The organism is Ramlibacter paludis (assembly GCF_022012305.1).
Lineage (GTDB): Bacteria > Pseudomonadota > Gammaproteobacteria > Burkholderiales > Burkholderiaceae_C > Ramlibacter > Ramlibacter paludis.
In genome coordinates this window covers 1102988-1125526 of the sequence record NZ_JAKLTM010000001.1, presented here as the reverse complement: position 1 = coordinate 1125526, position 22539 = coordinate 1102988, and the positions used below count along the sequence as shown (strand labels likewise).

General features: G+C 69.1%; 20 protein-coding genes. 11 read left to right on the top strand and 9 right to left on the bottom strand.

Features of this window, described 5'->3' with window-relative positions; genetic code table 11:
• Positions 1-4: 4 nt before the first annotated feature.
• Together acnA and LZ009_RS05805 are read right to left on the bottom strand one after the other, a co-directional pair.
• The gene (gene acnA, locus LZ009_RS05810) at positions 5-2644 is read right to left on the bottom strand and encodes an aconitate hydratase AcnA (protein WP_275696917.1); all 2640 of its coding nucleotides are present in this window, start codon (positions 2642-2644) and stop codon (positions 5-7) included.
• A gap of 99 nt (positions 2645-2743) precedes the next feature.
• Complete coding sequence (locus tag LZ009_RS05805; RefSeq protein ID WP_275696916.1) at positions 2744-5137, bottom strand: hybrid sensor histidine kinase/response regulator; 2394 nt, start codon at positions 5135-5137, stop codon at positions 2744-2746.
• A 108-nt stretch (positions 5138-5245) separates the two neighbouring features.
• Here LZ009_RS05805 and ku point away from each other — a divergent pair, with 108 nt between their 5' ends.
• The 3 genes from ku to ligD are packed head-to-tail and all read left to right on the top strand — an operon-like array spanning position 5246 to position 9442.
• Positions 5246-6172 carry a non-homologous end joining protein Ku gene (gene ku / locus LZ009_RS05800; RefSeq protein WP_275696915.1) on the top strand — a complete coding sequence of 309 codons (927 nt, stop codon included), beginning with the start codon at positions 5246-5248 and terminating at the stop codon, positions 6170-6172.
• A gap of 4 nt (positions 6173-6176) precedes the next feature.
• The gene (locus LZ009_RS24275) at positions 6177-7010 is read left to right on the top strand and encodes a tetratricopeptide repeat protein (protein ID WP_430300195.1); all 834 of its coding nucleotides are present in this window, start codon (positions 6177-6179) and stop codon (positions 7008-7010) included.
• 2 nt (positions 7011-7012) lie between these two features.
• Complete coding sequence (gene ligD, locus LZ009_RS05785) at positions 7013-9442, top strand: DNA ligase D (protein WP_275697123.1); 2430 nt, start codon at positions 7013-7015, stop codon at positions 9440-9442.
• Here ligD and LZ009_RS05780 read toward each other — a convergent pair.
• Positions 9439-9789: a DOPA 4,5-dioxygenase family protein gene (locus tag LZ009_RS05780; RefSeq protein ID WP_275696914.1), complete on the bottom strand. Its 351-nt coding sequence runs from the start codon at positions 9787-9789 to the stop codon at positions 9439-9441. The two genes, ligD and LZ009_RS05780, sit on opposite strands and share 4 nt — an antisense overlap.
• Positions 9790-10116: 327 nt before the next feature.
• Between LZ009_RS05780 and LZ009_RS05775 the strand changes: the two genes are divergently transcribed.
• From LZ009_RS05775 to LZ009_RS05750, 6 genes are read left to right on the top strand one after another with little or no spacing between them, the layout of a single operon-like run.
• The gene (locus tag LZ009_RS05775; RefSeq protein ID WP_275696913.1) at positions 10117-11085 is read left to right on the top strand and encodes a Bug family tripartite tricarboxylate transporter substrate binding protein; all 969 of its coding nucleotides are present in this window, start codon (positions 10117-10119) and stop codon (positions 11083-11085) included.
• A 21-nt stretch (positions 11086-11106) separates the two neighbouring features.
• A complete protein-coding gene (locus LZ009_RS05770) occupies positions 11107-12177 on the top strand; it encodes an isocitrate/isopropylmalate dehydrogenase family protein (protein ID WP_275696912.1) in 1071 nt (356 codons plus the stop codon).
• Positions 12178-12181: 4 nt separating this feature from the next.
• On the top strand, positions 12182-13372 hold the full coding sequence (locus LZ009_RS05765) for a CaiB/BaiF CoA transferase family protein (protein ID WP_275696911.1): 1191 nt from the start codon (positions 12182-12184) through the stop codon (positions 13370-13372).
• The gene (locus LZ009_RS05760; RefSeq protein ID WP_275696910.1) at positions 13372-14175 is read left to right on the top strand and encodes an enoyl-CoA hydratase; all 804 of its coding nucleotides are present in this window, start codon (positions 13372-13374) and stop codon (positions 14173-14175) included. The genes LZ009_RS05765 and LZ009_RS05760 overlap by 1 nt, the downstream gene beginning before the upstream one ends.
• Positions 14176-14186: 11 nt before the next feature.
• Positions 14187-15164: a zinc-binding dehydrogenase gene (locus LZ009_RS05755; RefSeq protein WP_275696909.1), complete on the top strand. Its 978-nt coding sequence runs from the start codon at positions 14187-14189 to the stop codon at positions 15162-15164.
• A 22-nt stretch (positions 15165-15186) separates the two neighbouring features.
• Positions 15187-16158, top strand: coding sequence for a Bug family tripartite tricarboxylate transporter substrate binding protein (locus tag LZ009_RS05750; protein WP_275696908.1), 972 nt, complete (start codon positions 15187-15189; stop codon positions 16156-16158).
• On the opposite strand, the gene LZ009_RS05745 is transcribed toward LZ009_RS05750, so the two are convergent.
• Both LZ009_RS05745 and LZ009_RS05740 read right to left on the bottom strand, forming a co-directional pair.
• Complete coding sequence (locus LZ009_RS05745) at positions 16130-17074, bottom strand: LysR family transcriptional regulator (protein WP_275696907.1); 945 nt, start codon at positions 17072-17074, stop codon at positions 16130-16132. The genes LZ009_RS05750 and LZ009_RS05745 overlap by 29 nt on opposite strands.
• 66 nt (positions 17075-17140) lie before the next feature.
• The gene (locus LZ009_RS05740; protein ID WP_275696906.1) at positions 17141-18061 is read right to left on the bottom strand and encodes a GAF domain-containing protein; all 921 of its coding nucleotides are present in this window, start codon (positions 18059-18061) and stop codon (positions 17141-17143) included.
• A 138-nt stretch (positions 18062-18199) separates the two neighbouring features.
• Between LZ009_RS05740 and paoC the strand changes: the two genes are divergently transcribed.
• Together paoC and LZ009_RS05730 are read left to right on the top strand one after the other, a co-directional pair.
• Complete coding sequence (gene paoC, locus LZ009_RS05735) at positions 18200-20404, top strand: aldehyde oxidoreductase molybdenum-binding subunit PaoC (RefSeq protein WP_275697122.1); 2205 nt, start codon at positions 18200-18202, stop codon at positions 20402-20404.
• 28 nt (positions 20405-20432) lie between these two features.
• Positions 20433-20690: a GIY-YIG nuclease family protein gene (locus LZ009_RS05730; RefSeq protein WP_275696905.1), complete on the top strand. Its 258-nt coding sequence runs from the start codon at positions 20433-20435 to the stop codon at positions 20688-20690.
• On the opposite strand, the gene LZ009_RS05725 is transcribed toward LZ009_RS05730, so the two are convergent.
• The 4 genes from LZ009_RS05725 to aac(6') all read right to left on the bottom strand — a co-directional run bounded on the left by LZ009_RS05725 (position 20677) and on the right by aac(6') (position 22537).
• Complete coding sequence (locus tag LZ009_RS05725) at positions 20677-20826, bottom strand: SPOR domain-containing protein (RefSeq protein WP_275696904.1); 150 nt, start codon at positions 20824-20826, stop codon at positions 20677-20679. The genes LZ009_RS05730 and LZ009_RS05725 overlap by 14 nt on opposite strands.
• 98 nt (positions 20827-20924) lie before the next feature.
• On the bottom strand, positions 20925-21476 hold the full coding sequence (locus tag LZ009_RS05720; protein ID WP_275696903.1) for a DUF4124 domain-containing protein: 552 nt from the start codon (positions 21474-21476) through the stop codon (positions 20925-20927).
• 114 nt (positions 21477-21590) lie between these two features.
• Positions 21591-22010, bottom strand: coding sequence for an HIT family protein (locus LZ009_RS05715; protein ID WP_275696902.1), 420 nt, complete (start codon positions 22008-22010; stop codon positions 21591-21593).
• Positions 22007-22537, bottom strand: coding sequence for an aminoglycoside 6'-N-acetyltransferase (gene aac(6'), locus LZ009_RS05710; RefSeq protein ID WP_275696901.1), 531 nt, complete (start codon positions 22535-22537; stop codon positions 22007-22009). Before aac(6') ends, LZ009_RS05715 begins: the two co-directional genes overlap by 4 nt.
• Between the last annotated feature and the right edge of the window lie 2 nt (positions 22538-22539).

Here is a 22539-nt window from a genome sequence, read left to right as displayed (position 1 = left end):
TCTTTCAGGCGGCGGCCGGGAGCGGCTCGGCGGCCAGGGTTTGCTTCAGGATGGCGGGGATGACGCCGCCCACGCGCAGCAATTCCAGCTCGAGGCCGGTCTCCACGGCGGCAAGGGCGGCGAAGCTTTCCACCCGGCCATCATGCCGGATCACGCGCACGCCCACCTCGCCGCGCACGCTCAGTTTCTCGCCAGGCGCATCCACCTCGATGCGGTCGCCCGCCCGCAGCGCCAGCGTGTCCGGATGCATGCCCGCGGGCAGCCGCAAAGGCAGGATGCCCATGCCGATCAGGTTGGAGCGGTGGATGCGCTCGAAGCTGCAGGCCAACACGGCGCGGATGCCCAGCAACCTTTGTCCCTTGGCCGCCCAGTCGCGCGACGAGCCCATGCCGTAACGCTCGCCCGCGACCACGACGACGGACTCGCCCGCGCGACGGTAGCGCCCGGCCACTTCCCAGATCGGCTGCACCTCGCCGCTGGGCACGTGCAGCGTGTGCGCGACCGGCGCGGCGGGCGCCAGCAGGTTGCGCAAGGTCTTGCTGTGGAAAGCCGCGCGCACCATCACTTCCCAGTTGCCGCGCCGCGAGGCGAACACGTTGAGGTCGTCGCGCGATTCGCCGCGGCCCACCAGGTAGTCGGCCACCAGGCTGTCGCGCGGGATCGCGCTGGCCGGCGAGATGTGGTCGGTGGTGACGTCGTCACCCACCACCAGCAAGGGCCAGGCGGTGTAGTGCCCGAGCAGCGAGCCTTCGCTGGCCGCCGCGAACGGCGGGCGCCGCAGCGCGTTGGACGCCGGGTCCCAGGGGAAGCGCGCGCCCTGCGGCGCGGCCAGGGCCTTCCACTGCGGGTTGCGGCCCGCCACGGCGAAGTCGCGCGCGAAGTCCTCGGGCGCGAGCGCCGCTGCGAGATGCGATGCGATCTCCTCGCGCGTGGGCCACAGGTCGCGCAGGTAGACCGGCTGGCCTTCCGGCGTGCTTTGCACCGCCTCCTCGCCGAGGTTGCGTTCGGCATCACCGGCGAGGCCGAAGGCCACCACCAGCGCCGGCGACATGATGAAGCTCAGCTCGATGTCGGGATGCACGCGGCCCGGGAAGTTGCGGTTGCCCGAGAGCACGGCCACGCCCTTGGCCGCACCGGCCGACTGCGCCTGCACGACGGACGCCGTCAGCGGCCCCGGGTTGCCGATGCAGGTGGTGCAGCCGTAGCCGACGATGCCGAAGCCGACGGCTTCCAGGTCGGCCAGCAGGCCCGAGCGTTGCAGGTAGGAAGCCGCGGCCGGCGATCCCGGGGCGAGCGAAGTCTTCACCCACGCAGGCGCTCGCAAACCCAGGCGGTGCGCCTTGCGCGCCACCAGGCCGGCGGCGATCAGCAGGCGCGGATCCGAGGTATTCGTGCAGCTGGTGATGGCCGCGATCGCGATCGGGTAGCGCGGCATTCCCGCCGGGCCCGCAGCAACTCGCGCACCACCGCTCGCGCGCAGCACCTTCCCCGTCGCGCCCAGCTCCAGCAGGTCCTGCGGCCGCCGGGGCCCCGCCACATGGATGCCGATCTTCGACAAATCGATTTCGATCATGCGGGTGTAGCGCGGCTGCGCCTGCGGGTCGAACCACAGCTGTGCCGCGCGGCAATAAGCCTCCACCTGTTCCACCGCCACGGCGCTGCGGCCGGTCTCGCGCAGGTAGCGCAAGGTCTGCGCGTCCACCGCGAAGAAGCCGGTGGTGGCGCCGTATTCGGGCGCCATGTTGGCGACGACCGCGCGGTCGCCCGCCGTCAGCGTGGCCACGCCCGGACCGAAGAACTCGACGAACTCGCCCGTCACGTCCAGCGCGCGCAGCCGCGAAGTCACCGTCAATGCCAGGTCGGTGGCCTGCGCGCCGGGCGCCAGCTCGCCCACCAGCCGCACGCCGGTCACCTCCGGAATGCGGATCATGGTCGGCATGCCGAACATCACCGTCTGCGCTTCCAGCCCACCCACGCCCCAGCCCAACACGCCGATGCCGTTGATCATCGGCGTGTGGCTGTCCGTGCCGATCATGGTGTCCGGCACCAGCCAGGCGCGTCCCTCGCGCTGCTCCGTGGCCACCACCGTCGCCAGCTGTTCCAGGTTGATGGTGTGCATGATGCCGGTGCCCGGCGGATGGATGCGCACGTTGCTCAGCTCGGCGCCGGCCCAGCGCAGGAAGCGATAGCGCTCGGCGTTGCGGCGCATCTCGTGCCCCAGGTTGATGACGGCGGCATCGCGCTGCGCATAGGCCTCGACGGCCAGCGAATGGTCGACGGACACGTCCACCGGCAGTTGCGGATTCAGCCGGCGCGGATCGGCGCCCGCTTCGGCCAGCGCGTCGCGCATCGCGGCTATGTCGACGAGTGCCGGCGTGCTGGTCGTGTCGTGCATCAGCACGCGCCCGGGCTGGAAGGCGATCTCGGCTTCGCTGCGGCCGGTGGCCAGCCAGGCAAACAAGGCATCGACCGCCCCGTCGCGCTCGGCGCCCTGCATGTTGCGCAGCACGTTTTCCAGCAGGATGCGCAGCACCACCGGCAGGCGCTGCAACTGGGCGCCGAACTGGGCCGGGAGATCGAGGATGGCATGGTCGACGCCGCCCACCGTCAGTGGGCGCGTCCTGGGACTACCGGGGGACGTCATCGGCGGATTTTGCACTTTTCCACGCTTAAGTGCAATGATGCATTGTCCCCGGTCAGGCCGACCCGCGTCAGCTACGCCGCCGCACGGAGTCCGGCAAGATCATCGCGCAGCAAACGCTGCCATCACCCGCTCCACCGCGCCCATCTCCACCGGCTTGGTGAGGTGCAGGTCGAATCCGGCGGACCTGCTGCGCGCCTGGTCGCTCTCGCTGCCCCAGCCGGTGAGCGCCACCAGGGTCAGCGCGGCGCCGCCGGGCAGCGCGCGGATGCGGCCGGCGGTGTCGTAGCCGTTCATGCCCGGCATGCCGATGTCGAGGAACACCACCGCGGGGTGGTGGCGGGTGGCCAGTTCCAGCGCCGCGAGCCCGTCATGCGCGAGGAATACCTCGTGCCCGCCGTGTTCCAGCACCATCGCCAGCGTCGTTGCGGCATCGAGATTGTCGTCCACGACCAGAACCTTGCGGCGCATGGAGGCAATGGACGAGCGAGCGTCCGCACGGGCAGCGACGGGATCACGCGCTTCGGCGCGCGGCAGCCACACGAGGAAACGGCTGCCCGCGCCCGGGCCGTCGCTCTCGGCAGCGACGCGGCCGCCGTGCATTTCGACCAGGCTCTTGACGACGCTCAGGCCGATGCCGAGGCCACCCTGGGCGCGCTCCAGATGCTGCTGCACCTGGGCGAAGCGTTCGAAGACCCGCTCCAGCATGGCGGGCGGAATGCCGACACCGGTGTCCTCCACCTCGATGCGCAGCATGTCGCCGTCGGCGCCCGCGCGCAGCGTCACGCGGCCGCCCCGCGGGGTGTACTTCGCGGCGTTGTTCAGCAGGTTGCCCACGACCTGCACGAGGCGCGTGGCGTCGCCCGCGACCATCAGCCGCGAATCCATTCCCTCCCAGGCCATCTCCAGGCCCTGCGCGTCCATGAGCGGGCGTGAAACCTCCAGCGCCTGCTCCAGCACCGTCTGCAGCGGCAGCAGTTCATGCCGCAGCGCGATCTTGCCCTGGCTGATGCGGGCGATGTCCAGCAGGTCGTCGACCAGGCGAACCATGTGGTCCAGCTGGCGCTGCATGATGCCGTGCACCTTGGCCGCCTGCTCGCCCGCGGCTCCGCTTCGCTGCAGCATGTGCAAGCCGGTCCGCAGTGGCGCGAGCGGGTTGCGCAGTTCGTGCGCCAGGGTTGCCAGGAATTCGTCCTTCTGGCGATCGGCCTGCCGCAAAGCCTCGCGCGCGAGCCACAGGTCGGTGATGTCGACACAGGCGCCGGTCATCGTCTTGGCCCGGCCGGCCGCATCGAGAAAGGTCCGCCCGCGGTCGTACAGCCAGTGCACCGAACCGTCCGGGTAGACCACCCGGAACTCCATCTCGAAGTCGTCGGCGAAGTCGCGGCAGCGCTCGCAGCGGCGGATCACTTCGGCCCGATCGTCGGGATGGACCAACGCGACGAACTGGTCGAGGCTGCGCACCGCCTCCCCGGGAGGCAGCCCGAACAGGCGGTCCAGTGCGGTGTCCCACCACAGCGTGTTGTCCTGGATGTCCCAGTGGAAGGTTCCGGTGCGGCTGGCCTCCAGGGCGACTTCCATCGCCTGCTCGGTGGCCTTGCGGCCCGAGATGTCGATGGCGGTGCCATTGGCGCGGACGCAGCGGCCGGCCTCGTCGAACAGTGCGCGGCCCTTCGCCGCCACCCAGCGGACCCGGCCGTCGTCGCGGCCGACCGTGCGGTACTCGACGTTGTACAGCGCGCGCACCTGCGGATCGCACGCGGCATTGAAGGCCGCGGCCACCGCGTCCCGGTCCTCGGGATGCAATCCTGCATAGAAGTCGGCCAGGGTCAGCGGATCGGAGCCGGTGATGCCGAACATGGCGCGCAGCCGGGGCTGCCAGACCAGCATGCCGTCCAGGGTGTTGACGTCCCAGAAGGCGATCTCCGCCGCGTCGGTGGCCAGGCGCAGCCGCTCCTCGCTGTCCTGCAAGGCCCGCTGCGCGGCGCGTGTGGCTTGCGTCTCCTGCGCCAGGCGGACCGCGCTGGTGGTCTCCATCGCAACGCAGAAGATGCCGGCCACGCCGCCCTGGTCATCCAGCAGCGGGGTATAGGTGAAATTGAAGAAGAATGGGCCCGGCTCGGCGCGGCCGGCCAGGTCGAACGGCCGGCTCTCGAAGGACAGGGACTCGCCGCGCATCACCGCATCGTTCAGCGGCCCGAGCTCGTGCCAGATCTCGCTCCACACTTCGGCCATCGGGCGTCCGAGGGCGTGGGGATGCTTCTCCCCCAGGATCGCGACATAGCCCTCGTTGTAGAAGGAGATGAACTCGGGCCCCCAGCCGATGAACATCGGCTGCTGCGCGCGCAGGATGAGGCTGACGGCTGTCTTCAGCGATTGCGGCCAGGCGGCCGCGGGCCCGAGCGGCGTGGCCGCCCAGTCGAAGGTACGCAGCAGCGCGCCCATGGCTGCGCCCCCTTGCAGGAAGGACGGGACGGGGGCCTGGGCGGCGGACATGCCTCACTATAGCTTTGCGCCATGCGCCACACCGGTGCGGCCATGTGCTTGCAGCCCCGGGCTGCCCCCTTTACCATGACCCTCCCCCCGTAGCGTGGAAGGTTCTCGATGGCCGCCCGTTCGATCGCTTCGCTGTCACTGAGCTTCGGCCTGGTGTCCATTCCCGTCAAGCTGTACTCCGCCACCGAGACCTCGAGCGCGGTCAAGTTCAACATGCTGGCCAAGGACGGCTCGCGGCTGAAGCAGCAGTACGTGTCCGAGAAGGACCAGGCCGTGGTGCCGCGCTCGGAGATGGTCAAGGGCTACGAGTTCGAGAAGGACCGCTTCGTGCTCTTCTCGCCCGAGGAGCTCAAGGCTCTGGAAGAGTCCAGCAGCCCCAGCATCGACATCATCTCCTTCATCCCCGAGAAGTCGGTCGACCCGCTCTTCTACGACAAGGCCTACCTGCTGGCGCCCGACAAGCGCGGCGCCAAGCCCTATGCGCTGCTGGCCGAGGCCATGCGCCAGAGCCACCGGTGCGCCCTGGCCAAGTGGGCCTGGAAGGCCAAGCAATACGTGGTGCAGATCCGCCCGTCCGAAGAAGGCCTGGTGCTGCAGCAGCTGCTGTACGCGGCCGAAGTGCGCTCGCACAAGGACCTGGACATCGAGAAGGTCGAGGTCTCGCAGCCCGAATTGCAGCTCGCCCTGCAGCTGATCGACCAGATCGCCACCGACAGCTACGACCCCACGCAGTACGTCGACGAAGAGAAGAAGCGCATCCTGGCCGCCATCGATGCCAAGATCGCCGGCCAGCAGGTGGTGGCCTCCACGCCGGTGGAGACGCAAGGTACCGGCCAAGTGATCGACCTGATGGAAGCGCTGCGCGCGAGCCTGATCAAGAAGCCGGCGCCGGCCAAGCCCGCCGCCGCGAAGACGGCGGTGGCGGAGGCCGCGGCCGCGCCCAAGGAGCGCAAGAGCGCCAAGCGCGGCGCGGCGAGCACGCCCGCCGAAACCGTCGCGGCGCCGGCGCCCGCCAAGGCGCGCGCCCGCAAGTAGACCGGTGCCCGCGGCCGACGAAGCAACGACGTACACGCTTCGCCGCGTCCAGGCGATGCTGGGGCTGTCGCGCCACATCGTCCTCGGCCTGATCGCAGCCGGCTTCGTGCAACCCACGCGCGGCAAGCGCAACGAGTGGCGCTTCACTTTCCAGGACCTGGCGCTGCTGCGCACGGCGCACGCCTTGCAGGCGCAGCACCTGAAGCCCCGGCGCATCCTGGCCTCCCTGGCGCGGCTGAAGGCCGATCTCCCGGCGGAGCTGCCCCTGAGCGGCTTGCGCATCACGGCCGTCGGCGGCGACGTCGCGGTGCGCGATCGCAGCGGTCGCCTGCAGTCCGACAGCGGCCAGCTGCTGATGGACTTCGAAGTGGGCACGGTGGCGGGGAACGTGACCGTGCTGCAGCGTCCCGCCTCGCGCAAGGCGCGGGAGGCCGATGCCTTCGAACTGTTCGACCGCGGGCTGGCGCTGGAAGCCACGGACACCGCCGCCGCCGAGGCCGCCTACCTGCAGGCCCTGCTGCTCGCGCCGGACCTGGAAGACGCCTACCTGAACCTGGGCGCCATGTGGGCCGACGCCGGCCGCTACGAGGACCTGGTGCGCCTGTCCGCCACTGCGCTCCAGAATTGCCCCAACTCCGCGGTGCTGCATTTCAACCGCGGCGTGGCGCTCGACCACCTGGAGCGCCTGGACGAAGCCGCGGACGCCTACGAGCGCAGCCTGGAACTGGACCCCAACCTGGCCGACGCCCACTACAACCTGGCGGAGCTGCGCAAGCAGGCCGGCGACGAGCGCGGCGCGCTGCGCCACTACAGCGCCTACCACCGGCTGCAGCGCTAGCGATGGCCGGCGGCGGCGCCCTGGCGAAGTACCGCGCCCGGCGGAACTTCGACCGCACCAGCGAGCCGCAAGGCGAGGAAGGCACGTCCGACGACAGCGCGCTTGCCTTCGTCGTGCAGAAGCATCACGCGAGCCGCCTGCACTACGACTTCCGGCTCGAGCTCGATGGCGTGCTGCTCTCGTGGGCCTTGCCCAAGGGACCGAGCTTCGACCCCGCCGAGAAGCGCATCGCGATCCACGTCGAGGACCATCCGCTTTCCTACGGCAGCTTCGAAGGGACCATTCCGAAAGGCCAGTACGGCGCGGGCACGGTGATCGTCTGGGACCGCGGGACGTGGACGCCCGAGGGCGATCCGCGGCAAGGCTTGAAGGACGGCAAGCTGCTGTTCACCTTGCAAGGCCACAAGCTCGCCGGCCTGTGGGAACTGGTGCGCATCGCCAAGCCCGGCGACCGGCAGGAAGCGTGGATCCTGTTCAAGAAGCGGGATCGGCACGCGCGCCCCACGGCGCAGTACGACGTGGTCAGTGCCTTGCCGGACAGCGTACTGGCGAAGCCGCTCGGCGTGGCGGCGCCCCTGCCGGCGAAGATCGCGCCGCAGCTCGCGTCCCTGGCCGCGGCCGCGCCCACCGGCGGCGACTGGCTGTGGGAGATCAAGTTCGACGGCTACCGGTTGATGGCGCGGGTCGAGGGCGAGAAGGTGCAACTGATCACGCGCAACGGCCACGACTGGTCGGACAAGATGCCAGCGCTGGTGCTTGCGGTCGCGGCCCTGGGTTTGCAAAGCGCCTGGCTCGACGGCGAGATCGTCGTGCTGGGGCCCAAGGGGACGCCGAACTTCCACGCGCTGCAGGAAGCCCTGGCCAGCACGCGCACCGATGCCATCGAGTACTTCCTGTTCGACCTGCCTTACCTGGAGGGCCAGGACCTGCGGAAGGTGCCGCTGCATGCGCGGCGCGAGCGCCTCCAGCGTCTGCTGGAAGAACGTCCGCAGGAACGCCTCCGCTACAGCGCCGCGTTCGACGCCGACGCCTCGGCGATCCTGCAGTCGGCGCGGCAGATGGGACTGGAAGGCGTGCTCGCCAAGCGTCGCGACGCGCCTTACGTCTCGGGCCGCAGCGAGAGCTGGCTCAAGCTCAAGAACAAGCTGCGCCAGGAGTTCGTCGTCTGCGGGTACCGGGATCGCTCGAGCGGCGAGCCGGAGGTGGGTGCACTGCTGCTTGGCCTGCGCGAAGACGACGGCAGCTGGCGCTACGTCGGCGGCGTCGGCACGGGCTGGGATGCAAAGACCGCGGCGGGTCTGCAGAAGCAACTGGCAAAGAGCGAGACGCCGACGCATCCCTTCGCTACCAAGCCGGTGCTGGTCGTGCGCGGCGCCGCGCGCGCAGGCGCGCTGCATTGGGTGAAGCCGAAGATGGTCGTCGAAGTGGAGTTCTCCGACTGGACGCCCGACCAGCAGTTGCGGCACGCGAAGTTCCTCGGCGTGCGCAGCGACAAGCCCGCGGGCGAAGTGCGGCGCGAGGAGGCGCTGGGGTCCGTGGTCGAGGGCGTCACGATCTCCAATCCGCAGCGCGTCGTCGATGCGGCCAGCGGCGTCACCAAGCTCGAACTCGCCCGCTACTACGCCTCGGTTGCCGACTGGATGCTGCCGCACCTGCAGGATCGGCCCTGTTCGCTCGTGCGCGGGCCGCAAGGCGTGGGTGGCGAGCTGTTCTACCAGAAGCACCTGAACGAGCAGCGCATCGCGGGGGTGCGCGAGCTGCCGGCAGACGTGTGGCCGGGCCATGCACCCTTGCTGGAGATTCCCACGCGCAAAGCCCTGGTCGCCGCCGCGCAGATGAACGTGATCGAGTTCCACACCTGGAATGCCCGCGCGCGCGACATCGCCCGTCCGGACCGCGTGATCTTCGACCTGGACCCGGGCGAAGGCGTGCGCTGGGAGCTGGTGCAGGAGTCGGCGCTGCTGGTGCGCGGCCTGCTCACGGAGCTGAAGCTGCAAAGCTGGCTGAAGACCAGCGGTGGCAAGGGCCTGCACGTGGTCGTGCCTCTCACGCCGCGCGGGGACTGGGGCTGGGACAAGGTCAAGGACTTTTCCGAGCGCGTGGTGCAGCACCTGGCGCGGGTGATCCCGCAGCGCTTCGTGGCCAGGAGCGGCCCTGCGAACCGCGTCGGCCGCATCTTCGTCGACTACCTGCGCAACGGCCACGGCGCGACCACCGCCGCCGCCTTCTCCGTGCGCTCGCGTCCCGGCCTGGGCGTCTCGATGCCGATCTCGTGGGACGAGTTGCCTTCGCTGCAACGCAGCGACCAATGGACCGTCCGCACCGCGCGCGAGCACCTGTCCTTCCAGCACTCCGACCCCTGGGCCGACTACTGGAAGTGCCGCCAGACCCTCACCGCCGCCGCCAAGAAATTGGGGTCAGAACCCAATTAATTTCGCTGGAACATGCGCAGGTCCAGCGGCCACTCCCCGCCCAGCCAGTAGGCATAGTCGGTGTGGTCCTTGAGGTCGTCGCCGGTGAGGCCGTGCACGAAGACGTCGAGGCCGCCGCGGTGATCGTCCAGCCACGGAACGATCCGGTCGAACTCCGCCGCGGAGAAGGCCAGCTGGCAGCTCCAGCGCGGATGCGGGCCGACCAGCTTCTCGTGCACGCGGCCGACCGCCACCTTGAACAGGCGTCCCGCTTCCTCGCACAGCGCGCGAGCCTGCGCCACGGTGTCGGCATCGAAGTAGACATGCGCGTGGTAGGCGCGGTGGAGGTTGACGGGGCGGCGCGGCATGGGCCGCATTTTGCGCGCCGGCCGGAGGCGATTGGTCGGTGAAGACCCAGCCGCGGTTCCTGCGTCACCACGGCCTACGAATCCACTCATCTCCCGTAGGCCGGGCTGGCAACCCCCGCATTCACCGCCGCCCTTACCCCGTAGGCCGTGGTGAGCGCGAAGCCGAACCGCGGCTTCCCATCACGCGCCGAGCTGGATCCCGGGTCAAGCCCGGGATGACACCCCGCCCCCACTCTTGCACGCCACGCAATAACGCCTGAGAAACTTGCAATTCACAGGAAGGCGCCCAGCGCGGAAGATCCCCGCTCCAACCAGGAGACATCCCGCATGAAGCGTCGCCACCTGCTGCAGGCAGCATCGGCCGCCCTCGTCCTGCCCGGCTTCGCCCGGGCGCAGGCCTACCCCAGCAAGACCATTCGCTACATCGTGCCCGTCGCCGCCGGCGGCGGCAACGACATGATCGCCCGCGTCGTGACCGAACGCTGGGGCAAGCTGCTCGGACAAAGCTTCGTCGTCGACAACCAGAGCGGCGGCGGCGGCGTGGTCGCCTGCCAGACCACGGCCCGCGCGGCCCCCGACGGCTACACGCTGATGCAAGGCTACGTGGCCACGCACGGCACCACACCGGCCACGCGCAAGGTGAGCTACGACGCCATCAAGGAGTTCACGCCGATCGGCATGATCGGCGCCACGCCCAACGTGCTGGCCGTGCACTCCACCGTGCCGGCGAAGAACGTGAAGGAGCTCGTCGACTACATCAAGCGCAACCCCGGCAAGGTGAGCTACGGCTCGGCCGGCGCCGGCTCGCTGACGCACCTGACCATGGAGCTGTTCAAGCAGGCCACCGGCACCTTCATGCTGCACATTCCCTACCGCGGCATCGCGCCCGCCATCAACGACCTGCTGGGCGGGCAGACGCAGGCCATGTTCCCCGGCCTGGCCGCGGCCCTGCCGCACCTGCGCTCAGGCCGCATGCGCGCGCTGGCCGTCACCGGCAAGCAGCGCAGCCCGCAGCTCAAGGACGTGCCGACGATGGAAGAACTCGGTTTCAAGGGCTTCGACGCGATGCAGTGGTACGGCTCGGTCGGCCCCGCCGGCATGGCGCCCGACGTCGTCAAGCGACTGAACGAAACCCAGGTGGCTGTGCTGAAGGCGCCCGACCTGGCGGAGAAGCTCGCCAGCGAAGCGGTCGAGCCCTGGCCGATGTCGCCGGAGCAGTTCGGCGAGTACATCCGCTCCGAGATTACCCGCTGGACCGCGCTGGCCAAGGCCCGCAACATCCATCTCGACGACTAACCGCCCAGGCAGTACCAAAGCATGACAACGCTCCGCATCGGCATCCTCGACGGCGACGACATCGGCCTCGAGATCGTGCCCGCCTCCGTGCAGATCGCCCGCGCCGCCGCCGAACTGCACGGCGTTTCCATCGACTGGCAGCCGCTGCCGATCGGCGCGCGCTCGCTGGAAACGCACGGCCACACGCTGCCGCAGCTCACGCTCGACACGCTCAAGACCCTGGACGGCTGGATCCTCGGCCCGATCGGCCACCGCGCCTATCCCAAGGGCCCGAACGCGATCAACCCGCACCCGATCCTGCGCAAGCAATTCAACCTGTTCGCCAACGTGCGGCCCACGCGCTCCTACCCGGACATCGGCTGCCTGCACGACGGCGTCGACCTGGTGATCGTGCGCGAGAACAACGAGGGCTTCCAGCCGGACCGCAACATGCTGGTGGGCAACGCGGAGTTCCGTCCCAACGACGAAGTCACGCTCTCGATGCGCGTCATCACCCGCACCGGCAGCAGCCGTGTCGCGCGGGCCGCCTTCGAGCTCGCGCGCCAGCGCCGCAAGCACCTGACCTACGTGCACAAGGACACCGTGTTCAAGCTCGGTTGCGGCATGTTCGTCGAGGAGTGCAAGAAGCTCGCGCCCGAATATCCGGACGTGCTGGTCGACGACGTGATCGTCGACACCATGGCCATGCGCCTGGTGCGCGACCCGCAAAGCTTCGACGTGATCGTCACGACCAACATGTTCGGCGACATCCTGAGCGACGAAGCCGCGGGACTGGTGGGCGGCCTGGGCATGGCGCCGGGCCTGTGCATCGGCGACGGCGACGTCGCGATGGCGCAAGCCACGCACGGCTCGGCGCCCGACATCGCCGGACGCGGCATCGCCAACCCTTACGCGATGATCGAGTCAACCCGCATGATGTTCGAATGGCTGGGCCACAGCCGGAAGAACGAGGGCGCCGTGCGGATGGCCGCGAGCATGTCGCGCGCCACGACCGAAGCCCTGGCCGATGCGCAGGCACGCACCGGCGACATCCGCGGCAAGGGCAACACGGCCAGCTTCACCGCCGCCGTGGTCCGCAACCTGAGGAAGTGACGCCATGCCGCACCAACCCGCATCGCAGGCGCTGAAGCGCTTCCGCGTCATCGACCTGACCCAGGTGCGCGCCGGCCCCACCTGCTGCCGGCAGCTGGCCGACTGGGGCGCCGACGTCATCCAGGTGCAGATGCCCGAGCACATGCGCGGCGACGACACGCTGGGCGGCCAGGACGGCAGCGACTACCAGTACACGCACCGCAACAAGCGCTCGATCACGCTCGACCTGAAGCAGCCCGAAGGCATCGCGACGCTCAAGCGCCTGATCGCCGGCGCCGACGTGGTGGTGGAAAACTTCCGCCCCGACGTGAAGCACAGGCTGGGCATCGACTACGAATCGCTCTCCAAGGACAACCCCGGCCTGGTCTACGCCAGCATCTCCGGCTTCGGCCAGACCGGCCCGCTGGCCCAGCGCCCCGGCTTCGACCAGATCGCGCAAGGCATGGGTGGGCTGATGTCGGTGACCGGCCAGCCGGGCGAGGCGCCGATGCGCGTCGGCATCCCGATCGCCGACCTGTGCGCCGGCATCTTTGCCGCGCAAGGCATCCTGGTCGCCTTGCTGGAACGCGAAGCGTCGGGCAAGGGCCAGTTCCTGCACACCTCGCTGCTGGAGTCCATGGTCTACATGATGGACTTCCAGACCTCGCGCTACCTGATCGACGGCGAGGTCGCCGTGCAGGCCGGCAACTTCCACCCGACCAGCATCCCCACCGGCGTCTACAAGGCGCGCGACGGCTACATGAACATCGCGGTGTTCGGCAGCAAGATCTGGGAGCGCTTCTGCAACATCCTGGGCGCGCCGGAGTGGATCACCGACCCGCGCTTCCACGACAAGCCTTCGCGTTCGGTCAACCGCGACGAGCTCAACGCCGACATCAACCGGCGGTTGGCATCACATGACAGAGCGTACTGGATCCAGCAGTTCAACGAAGGCGGCGTCGCCTGCGGCGTGATCAACAACATGCGCGAGGTGCTGGAGGAGCCGCAGGTGCAGCACCTGGGCATGGTCAAGGAAGTGGTCTCGCGCTGGCAAGGCCCGCAGAAGCTGGTGGGCCAGCCGGTGCAACTGGAGCGCACGCCCAGCACCATCGCCCGCGCGGCGCCGCGGCGCGGCGAGCACAGCGAAGAGATCCTGGGCGAACTCGGCATCGGCGCCGAAGACCTCGCCCGCATGAAGGCCGCCGGAGTCTATTGATGCCCGAATACCAATCGCAAACCGAACGCGTGCAGACCTGGCTGGACGGCAGCACGCTGCACATCCGCTTCAACAACCCCGCGCGGCACAACGCGCTGTCAGTCGACATGTGGGAAGCCGTGCCGCCGCTGCTGGCGCTGGCGAAGGACGACGACCGTGTGCGGCTCGTCGTGTTCTCCGGCGCGGGCGAGAAGGCCTTCGTCTCCGGCGCGGACATCACCCAGTTCGAGGACATGCGTGCCGCGAAGGAGGCGGTCGCCTACTACGAGAAGATGGCCGAGACGACGCTGATGGGGATCTACGATTTCCCGAAGCCGACGCTCGCCTGCATCCGCGGTTACTGCATAGGCGGCGGCGTGAACGTGGCGATCAGCTGCGACATCCGCATCGCGGCCAGCGATTCGGTGTTCTCGATTCCGGCGGCGCGCCTGGGCCTGGGGTACCGCTACTCCGCCATGAAGAACCTGGTGGACCTGATCGGCCCCGGCGCGGCCAAGGACCTGTTCTTCACGGCACGCCGCATCGGCGCCGACGAAGCGAAGTCGCTCGGCCTCGTCTCGCGCATCGCCGCTCCGGAAGCGCTGGACGCCCTGCTGGCCGAATACACGGGCGCGCTGGCGGAGAACGCGCCGCTGACGGTGATGGCCGGCAAGGCGATCACGCGCGAGATCCTCAAGCCCTCGCCGGACCTCGACCTGGCCCTGTGCCAATCGCTGATCCGTGGCTGCTTCGAAAGCGCCGACTACACCGAGGGCCGCACGGCCTTCATGCAGAAGCGCAAGCCGGTCTTCACCGGCAAGTGAAGGGAATCACCATGCAATCCTGGTGGATGCAGATGACCGAGACCGACTCGGTGCTGGAACGGCGCGACGTGCCGGTGCCCACGCCGGGACCCAGGCAGCTGCTGATGCGCGTGCGCGCGGCCTCGCTCAATCGCGGCGAGTTCCTGCACGGCGGGCTGCACGGCAAGGTGGGCAGCTGGAAGGCGATCGGCGGCGAAGGCGCGGGCGAGGTCGCGGCGGTCGGCAGCGAGGTCACGGGCTTCGCCGTCGGCGACCGCGTGATGGCGCGCTGCGCCGGCGCCTTCTCCGAATACGCGCTGGTCGACGTCGCCGAGGCGATGAAAGTGCCGGCCAACCTCTCCTGGGAGCAGGCAGCCAGCATCCCGCTGACCTACCTGGTCGCGTACGACATGCTGGTGCTGCAAGGCCGGCTGAAGGCGGGCGAGTGGCTGTTGATCAACGGCGTTTCCTCCGGCGTCGGCGTCGCTTCGCTGCAATTGGGCAAGGCGCTGGGTGCGAAGGTGATCGGCACCTCCGGCTCGCAGGAGAAGCTCGCCGCGCTGAAGCCTTTCGGCCTGGACGTGGCGCTGTGCACGCGCAAGGCGGACTTCGGCCCGGCCGTCATGGAAGCGACTGCCCAGAAGGGTGTGGATCTCGTCATCAACACCGTCGGCGGCACAGTGTTCGCGGAAGACGTTCGCGTGATGGCCTTTGAAGGGCGGCTCGCGACGGTCGGCTATGTCGACGGCGTGGTGCATGCCGACATCGACCTGGAAGCGCTGCACGCCAGGCGGCTGACGCTGTTCGGCGTGTCGAACAAGCTGCGCACCAAGGAACAGAAGGCGGCCTCCGTGCCGCGCTTCGTGGCCGAGATCCTGCCGCACATCGCGGCCGGCCGCGTGCTGCCGCAGGTCGATCGCGTGTTCGACTTCAACGAAGCGCAAGAGGCCAAGGCCCGCATGGAAGCGGGCGCGCACGTCGGCAAGATCGTGCTGCGCATGCCCGCCTGAAACAAGACAAGGAGACAACAAGATGATTCGCAGGAACCTGTTTGCCGCGCTGGCGCTGGGCGCCATCGGCTTCACGGCGGCGGCCCAGCCCGCGCCCTACCCCAGCAAGCCGATCCGCCTGGTGATCGGCTTCGCTCCCGGCGGTGCGGCCGATCTCGTGGCGCGCGCGATGAGCGACGCCTTCGGCAAGGCGCTGGGCCAGACCGTGGTGGTCGACAACAAGCCGGGCAACGGCTCGAGCATCGCCGCCGACATCGTCGCGAAGGCGCCTGCCGACGGCTACACGATGCTGATCGCCAGCCCGAGCAGCATCTCGGTGAACCCGGCGCTGAACGACAAGCTGGGCTACAAGCCGAGCGACCTGGCGCCCATCACCAAGATGACGACTTCGCCGCTGGTGCTGGCCGTCAATCCGGCGACCGGCATCAAGAGCGTCGGCGACCTGATCGCGGCGGCGAAGAAAGATCCCGGCAAGCTGAACTACTCCACTTCCGGCAACGGCTCGGCCCCGCACCTGGGCGCGGCCTTGTTCACCATGCTGACCGGCGCCGAGATGACGCACGTGCCTTACCGCGGCGGCGCGCTGGCCATTCAGTCGGTCATGGCGGGCGACACGCAATTGACCTTCGGCACCTCGCCCTCGGTGCTGCCGCAGGCCGGCGGCGGCCGCCTGCTGCCCCTGGCCGTGAGCACGCGCGAGCGCTCGCCGCTGGTGCCCAACCTGCCGGGCATGAAGGAAGCCGGCCTGCCGGAATACAACCTGGAATTCTGGTACGGCATGTTCGTGCCGGCCGGCACGCCGCCGGCCATCCAGAAGAAGATCTACGAAGCCACCGTCAGCGCGATGCAGCAGCCTTCGGTGAAGGCGGCGCTGGCGCGCGAAGGCACCGAAGTGTCGATCTCTTCCTCGCCCGAGCAGTTCGGGTCGTTCCTGGTGGAAGACGGCAAGTTCTGGGTGAACCTGGTCAGGAACGCGAAGGTGAAGGTCGAGTAGCTGCCTTGCGCCGGGCCGGAGGCTTGCCCTTGGCCCGGATCGCGTCCGCCAGCAAGCCGGCCACCGCCTCCGCCGCCGGCGAGAGGCTGCGGCCGCTGCGTTTCAAAAGGCCGATGGTGCGCGTGATCACCGGGTCCTCCAGCCGCACGCCGACGACCTGCGACGGCCCTTGCGGCAGGGTGAGTTGCGGCACCACCGCCACCGCCAGCCCCCGCTCGGCGATGCCGATCAGCGTGGACACGTGGCGCACCTCGAACACCGGCCGCGGCAGGCTGCCGACGCCGGCCAGCGCCTGGTCGATCAGCGTGCGCACCTTGCTTTCGTGCGAGACCAGCGCGTAAGGGAACTCCGCCAGCGCGTCCCAGCCGATGGCCTTGCGCCGCGCCAGCGGGTGGTCGGCCCGGCAGGCCACCACGAAAGGCTCCTTCAGCAGCGGCGTGAAGTCGACCTCGGGGTCGTGCAGGCCGGTGAAGCTGATCGCGAAGTCGGCCAGCCCGCTCTTCACGCTGGCCAGCACCTGGTCGCCGCTTTCTTCCACCAGCTTCACCATCACCTTGGGATGCTGTTCACGGAACTGCCCCATCACCTCCAGCAGGAAGTGGTCGACCACCGAGAAGATGCAGCCGATGGTGACGTCGCCCGCCTCGAGGTGGGCGACGTCGTGCAGGCTGACCACCGAGCGGTCCAGGTCCTGCAGCACGTTGCGCACCTGCGCGAGGAAGCGCTCACCCAGCACGGTCAGTGCCACGTTGCGCGTGGTGCGATCGAGCAGCCGCACGCCCAGCAGGTCTTCCAGGCCGGAAATGCGGCGTGACAGCGCGGGCTGCGACAAGTGCAGCTTGCGCGCCGCCGCCGCGAAGCTCTTGAGCTCGCTCACGGTCACGAAGGCGCGCAGGTCGGCCAGGGAGGGAGTCATGTGCGGGGCGATTCTAGGCGAGCCCCGCAACGGGGCCCGGCACCCGTGCGGAGTGAGCGCGCGGGCTCAGGTGCGGTCGGCGACGATGCCAACGACACGGGCGATGCCGCGCTCGCGGGCCGCTTCGTCCAGCTGGCCGGTGAATTCGACGCGGCGGATGTCGCCCGTGGACTGCTGGCGGATGCGGCCCAGGAAATGGAAGCGCGAGCCGTTCTCCAGCACCTGCGTCACCGCGTCGGCAAAGGCCTGCTGGTCGTCCGGATGCAGGAACTCGGAAACGAAGCGCTTGGCATCGATCGGCCCTTCGGACGGCGCGATGCCGAAGATGGCATAAGGCCGGTCGTTCTGCCAGCTGACCGCGTCGGACCCGATCTCCCAGGTGAAGAAGCCCAGGCCGCCGGCGTCGGCGGCGAGGCGAGCGCGGTGGTTCAGGTCCTGCAGCTGCGCGTGCAGGCGGGCGTTCTCCACCACCAGGCCGGCCGTGCCGCCTATGAGCCGGACCGTCTCGCGATCGTTCTCGCTGGGGCCGCGCGGCTCGCGGTAGTACAGCGCCAGCGTGCCGAGCACCGTGCCCTCCTTGGACAGGAAGGGCGTCGACCAGCAGGCGCGCAGGCCGTGCGCGAGCGCGAGGTCCTTGAAGCCGGCCCACAGCGGATCGCGTTCGATGTCGGTGACGACGATGGCGTGGCCGAAGTGCGCGGCCGTGCCGCAGGACCCGACGCTGGGGCCGATCGCGATGCCGTCGATGGCCTCGTTGTATTCGGCGGGCAAGGAGGGCGCTGCGCCATGGCGCAGGTGCTTGCCTTCCTCGTCGAGCAGCAGGATCGAGCCGAGGAAAGCGCCGTCCGATTGCGTTTCGGCGGTCTGCACCAGCAAGGCCAGCACTTCTTCCAGCGCGGCGCCGCTCAAGGCGAGTTGCAAGGCCTGGTTCTGTCCGGCCAACAACAGGCTGGAGCGCGCATCGCTTGCGCCGTCGCGATAAGACATCGATGCATTATGCAGGCCGGTTGCCGGCCGCCTGCCTCATCCATGACACGGCGGGAGGGACATCCCGCATCGCGCGAAGTTTTCCTACGCGCCGGGGTGGAGCGTGGTACGACGATGGCGCTTTCCGTTCGCGTGGCCATGAAGTTCGACACTCCCGCAGGCAGCAATCCGATCGACCGACTCCACGTCGTCGGCAAACCGACCGATCGCATCGAAGGCCCGCTCAAGACGACCGGCACCGCGCACTACGCCTTCGAGCGCCACGACGTTGCACCGAACGCTGCCTACGGCTGGATCGTGGGCGCTGGCATTGCCAAGGGACGCATCGCGTCGATGGACCTGGAAGCGGCGCGCGCCGCGCCGGGCGTGATTGCCATCGTGACGGCGCAGGACGCCGGTGCATTGGACAAGGGCGAACGCAACACGGCCAGGCTGCTGGGCGGGCCGGAGATCCAGCACTATCACCAGGCGATTGCCGTGGTGGTCGCGCAGACCTTGGAGCAGGCGCGCGCCGCGGCGCAGCTGGTGCGCGTCGACTACGCGCGCGACGCGGGCCGCTTCGACCTGGCGGCGGAGAAGGAGAATGCGCAGCCGCCGGAGGACGACGGCTCGAATCCGCCGCAAAGCAAGTTGGGCGACTTTGCCGGCGCCTTCGCGCGGGCGCCGGTGCAGCTGGATGCGACCTACGCCACGCCCGACCAGTCGCACATGATGATGGAGCCGCATGCCACCGTCGCTGCGTGGGAAGGCGACAAGCTCACCGTGTGGACCTCCACCCAGATGGTCGACTGGCACGTGACCGATCTGGCCAAGACGCTGCGCATGCCCAAGGACAAGGTGCGTGTGGTCTCGCCCTACATCGGCGGCGGCTTCGGCGGCAAGCTGTTCCTGCGCGCGGACGCGCTGCTGGCGGCCCTGGGCGCACGCGCCGCGGGCCAGCCGGTGAAGGTGGCACTGCAGCGCCCGCTGATGCCGAACAACACCACGCACCGGCCGGCCACCCTCCAGCGCATCCGCATCGGCGCCACCGAGGACGGCAACATCACCGCCATCGCCCACGAGAGCTGGTCGGGTGACCTGCCCGGCGGCGAGCCCGAAACGGCCGTGAGCCAAACCCGCCTGCTGTACGCGGCGCCCAACCGCCTGACGGCCATGCGGCTGGCCGTGCTGGACCTGCCGGAAGGCAACTCGATGCGCGCACCCGGCGAGGCGCCCGGCATGATGGCGCTCGAGATCGCGATGGACGAAATGGCGGAGAAGCTGGGCCTGGACCCGGTGGAGTTCCGCGCCCGCAACGACACCCAGGTGGATCCCGAGAAGCCGCAGCGCCCGTTCTCGCAGCGGCAGTTGGTTCAGTGCCTGCGGACAGGCGCCGAACGCTTCGGCTGGAACAAGCGCAACGCGACGCCGGCCCAGGTCCGCGACGGCCGCTGGCTGGTCGGTCTCGGCATGGCCGCCGCCTTCCGCAACAACCTGCAGCACAAGTCGGCGGCCCGCGTGCGGCTGGACGCGCGCGGGACGGTCACCGTGGAAACGGACATGACCGACATCGGCACCGGCAGCTACACCATCATCGCGCTGACCGCCGCGGAAACCATGGGTGTGCCGTTGTCGCAGGTCGATGTGCGGCTGGGCGACTCCGATTTCCCCGTCTCCTGCGGCTCGGGCGGGCAGTTCGGCCACAACGCCACGGCCGGCGTCTACGCGGCCTGCATGAAGCTGCGCGAGGCTGTGCTGGAGACGCTGGGCATGTCGGTGCAGGATGCCGTCTTCGCGGACGGAATGGTGCGCTCGGGGGATCGGTCCCTGCCCTTGTCCCAGGCCGCGCGCGCGCACCAGCTGGTGGCCGAAGACGGCATCGAATACGGCGACCTGGACAAGAAGTACCAGCAATCGACCTTCGGCGCCCACTTCGTCGAAGTGGCCGTGGATGCGCACACCGCCGAAGTGCGCGTGCGCCGCATGCTGGCCGTCTGCGCCGCCGGGCGCATCCTGAACCCGAAAGCCGCGCGCAGCCAGGTGATAGGCGCCATGACCATGGGCGTGGGCGCGGCGCTGATGGAAGAACTCGCCGTGGACACCCGCCATGGTTTCTTCGTCAACCACGACCTGGCCGGCTACGAGGTGCCGGTGCATGCCGACATCCCGCACCAGGAGGTGATCTTCCTCGACGAGGTCGACCCGGTCGCGTCGCCGTTGAAGGCCAAGGGCATCGCCGAACTGGGCATCTGCGGCGTCGCAGCCGCGGTGGCGAACGCGATCTACAACGCGACCGGCGTGCGGGTGCGCGAGTATCCGGTGACGCTCGACAAGCTGTTGGAGGGGATGCCGGCGGTGGAATGAAGCCGGCGCGCTCGGCGAGAATGTCGCCGTGCAAGCCGCGACCCCCTACTGGCTCTACCTCCTCGAATGCGAAGCCGGCGTCTACTACGCCGGCATCGCCATCGACGTGGAGCAGCGCTTCTTCCAGCACGTCTTCGGCCTGGGCGCGAAGTTCACGCGGGCGAGGCCGCCGCTGCGGGTGCTGGCGGCGCGCGAATATCCGAGCAAAGGCGATGCCTTGCGGGCCGAGCTCGCGCTCAAGGCCCTGCCGCGGGCACGGAAGCTGGCGTTCTTCAGTGCCGCTTGAAGTACTGGACTTCGCGCTCGTGCTTTTCCGCCTGCTCGCGGGTGTCGAAAGTGCCCAGGTTGCGGCGCTTGCCGGTCTTGGGATCCACCTTGCGCGAGTAGAGGCGGTAGCCGCCGGAGGAAAGTTTGCGGATCATGGGGCCAGCATGCCGCGCTGGCGACCCGCTTTCCGTCAGACGATTTCCAGGCCTTCGTAGGGTGGGTTCGCGCAGCGACCCCACCCCTGCCCCTCAGCTCAAGGCACGCAGCGCGCCCGGTAGTTGTCCTCGAACCTCTTCAGCTCGTCGCGCTCGCCTTCGGTGAGGTTGGGCCGGTTGCGCTTGGTGATGAGGATGCGCTTGGACTCCTCGCACTGCTGCTCGCGCAGCTTGGCGTCGTTGCGGGCGACCATCTGCGCCTTCTGCTCGGCGGAGCGCTGCTGGCGCTGGGCGCTGGAGTCGCGCGACATCTGCTGGCGCGCTTCGTTCTCGTTCTCGCCGCACTCGGCCTGGTAATCGCGCCGCATCGTGCTGATCGTTTCGGACTTGAGCCCACGCGCCGGCGCCGTGCGCAGCGCATCGTTGAGGGAGGCGCAGCGCGGGCTCATGTACTGCAGGTGGCTGGGCGCGGTGCCGATGCTGGGTTGCGACCTCAGGCTCTCCGATGGGGTCGCGAAGAACAGCTGGCCGGTGCAGGGCCGGTCCGAAAAGGTCGTGGTGCCGTCGGCCGAGCGGCACGAATAGCGCAACTGCGCCGAGGCATTGGCAGCCAGCAGCAAGGCTGCGACGAAGCAGATCGACGTCCGCATGGTTCTCTTCCCCTTTTGCCGGATGCTATCAAATGCAGGACGATGGCAAGGGTTATCCCGCGGGAGCGTTGCGCAAACGTGAACTGATGCGCACCGGCACGTGGCTCGCCGGCGTCAGTCCAGCGCCTGGAGCAAGGCCCGGCGCAGCAGCGCGAACTCGCCCTCGCCGTAGACCGGCGGATCGAGCTCCCGCGGATCGATGGGCCGCCCTTCGAAGCGATCGCCCGGGTAGCGCGGGTAGATGTGCATGTGCAGGTGCGCGATCGTGTTGCCGTGGATTTCGTAATTCAGCTTCGCGGCCCCGGTCACTTCGACCAGCGCCCTGGAGACCGTCCGCATGTCGCGCAGGAATTGCATCGACGTGGCTTCCGGCAAGTCGTGCAGCTCCACGGCGTGAACCGCGCAAACCACGCAGACGTAGCCGCGCGCGGGAGCGCGCTGGTTCATGGTCAGCCAGGACGCGGGCAAGCGCGCAAGGACGTCGAGCGGTTCGCCGTGATCGCAGATGGGACACGGGTCACTGCCACCGGTCATCGCAGACGCCCCCTCGACATGTAGACCGCAGGCCCGTCCGGCGTGACCACGATCCCGGCTTTCCGGAACCCCGCCTTCTCGTAGCACCGGATCGCGCGTGGATTGTCCGGCGACGGGTCGGTCTGGATCCTGGTCACGGCCGGATCGGCAAAGAGCAGGTCGACCAGCGCACGGACCAGCGCTGTGCCCAGTCCTTGCCCCAGCAGCTCCGGCAGGCCGATCGATTGATCGATGCCGCGCACGCCCGGATCGGTCTCCTCTTCCCACCAGCCACCCCCGGCACCGAGGGCGACGTAAGACTGCGCATAGGCAAACGGCGTGTCGCCCAGCATGCCGATGTACGGGATCACCCGCTCCTGGGCCAGCACGCGCGGCAAGTACTTGGCGCGCACTTCGTCGAGCGAAGGCCGCTCGCCGCCCCACCATTGCACCACGTGCGGCTCGTTCAGCCAGCCATGGAGCAGCGGGATGTCGTGCTCCGTCATCAGGCGCAAGCTGACGGGGCGCCGCAGGAGATCGGAATGCATGG

Excerpts from the sequence above, each read along its gene's own strand:
- LZ009_RS05725 (WP_275696904.1), bottom strand. The coding sequence starts at position 20,826 with ATGATCCGCAAACTTTCCTCCGGCGGCTACCGCCTCTACTCGCGCAAG.
- LZ009_RS05775 (WP_275696913.1), top strand. The coding sequence starts at position 10,117 with ATGAAGCGTCGCCACCTGCTGCAGGCAGCATCGGCCGCCCTCGTCCTG.
- LZ009_RS05765 (WP_275696911.1), top strand. The coding sequence starts at position 12,182 with ATGCCGCACCAACCCGCATCGCAGGCGCTGAAGCGCTTCCGCGTCATC.
- paoC (WP_275697122.1), top strand. The coding sequence starts at position 18,200 with ATGAAGTTCGACACTCCCGCAGGCAGCAATCCGATCGACCGACTCCAC.
- LZ009_RS05750 (WP_275696908.1), top strand. The coding sequence starts at position 15,187 with ATGATTCGCAGGAACCTGTTTGCCGCGCTGGCGCTGGGCGCCATCGGC.
- LZ009_RS05760 (WP_275696910.1), top strand. The coding sequence starts at position 13,372 with ATGCCCGAATACCAATCGCAAACCGAACGCGTGCAGACCTGGCTGGAC.
- LZ009_RS05755 (WP_275696909.1), top strand. The coding sequence starts at position 14,187 with ATGCAATCCTGGTGGATGCAGATGACCGAGACCGACTCGGTGCTGGAA.
- LZ009_RS05715 (WP_275696902.1), bottom strand. The coding sequence starts at position 22,010 with ATGACCGGTGGCAGTGACCCGTGTCCCATCTGCGATCACGGCGAACCG.
- LZ009_RS05770 (WP_275696912.1), top strand. The coding sequence starts at position 11,107 with ATGACAACGCTCCGCATCGGCATCCTCGACGGCGACGACATCGGCCTC.
- LZ009_RS05720 (WP_275696903.1), bottom strand. The coding sequence starts at position 21,476 with ATGCGGACGTCGATCTGCTTCGTCGCAGCCTTGCTGCTGGCTGCCAAT.
- acnA (WP_275696917.1), bottom strand. The coding sequence starts at position 2,644 with ATGACGTCCCCCGGTAGTCCCAGGACGCGCCCACTGACGGTGGGCGGC.
- LZ009_RS05805 (WP_275696916.1), bottom strand. The coding sequence starts at position 5,137 with ATGTCCGCCGCCCAGGCCCCCGTCCCGTCCTTCCTGCAAGGGGGCGCA.
- LZ009_RS05780 (WP_275696914.1), bottom strand. The coding sequence starts at position 9,789 with ATGCCGCGCCGCCCCGTCAACCTCCACCGCGCCTACCACGCGCATGTC.
- LZ009_RS05740 (WP_275696906.1), bottom strand. The coding sequence starts at position 18,061 with ATGTCTTATCGCGACGGCGCAAGCGATGCGCGCTCCAGCCTGTTGTTG.
- ligD (WP_275697123.1), top strand. The coding sequence starts at position 7,013 with ATGGCCGGCGGCGGCGCCCTGGCGAAGTACCGCGCCCGGCGGAACTTC.
- LZ009_RS05745 (WP_275696907.1), bottom strand. The coding sequence starts at position 17,074 with ATGACTCCCTCCCTGGCCGACCTGCGCGCCTTCGTGACCGTGAGCGAG.
- ku (WP_275696915.1), top strand. The coding sequence starts at position 5,246 with ATGGCCGCCCGTTCGATCGCTTCGCTGTCACTGAGCTTCGGCCTGGTG.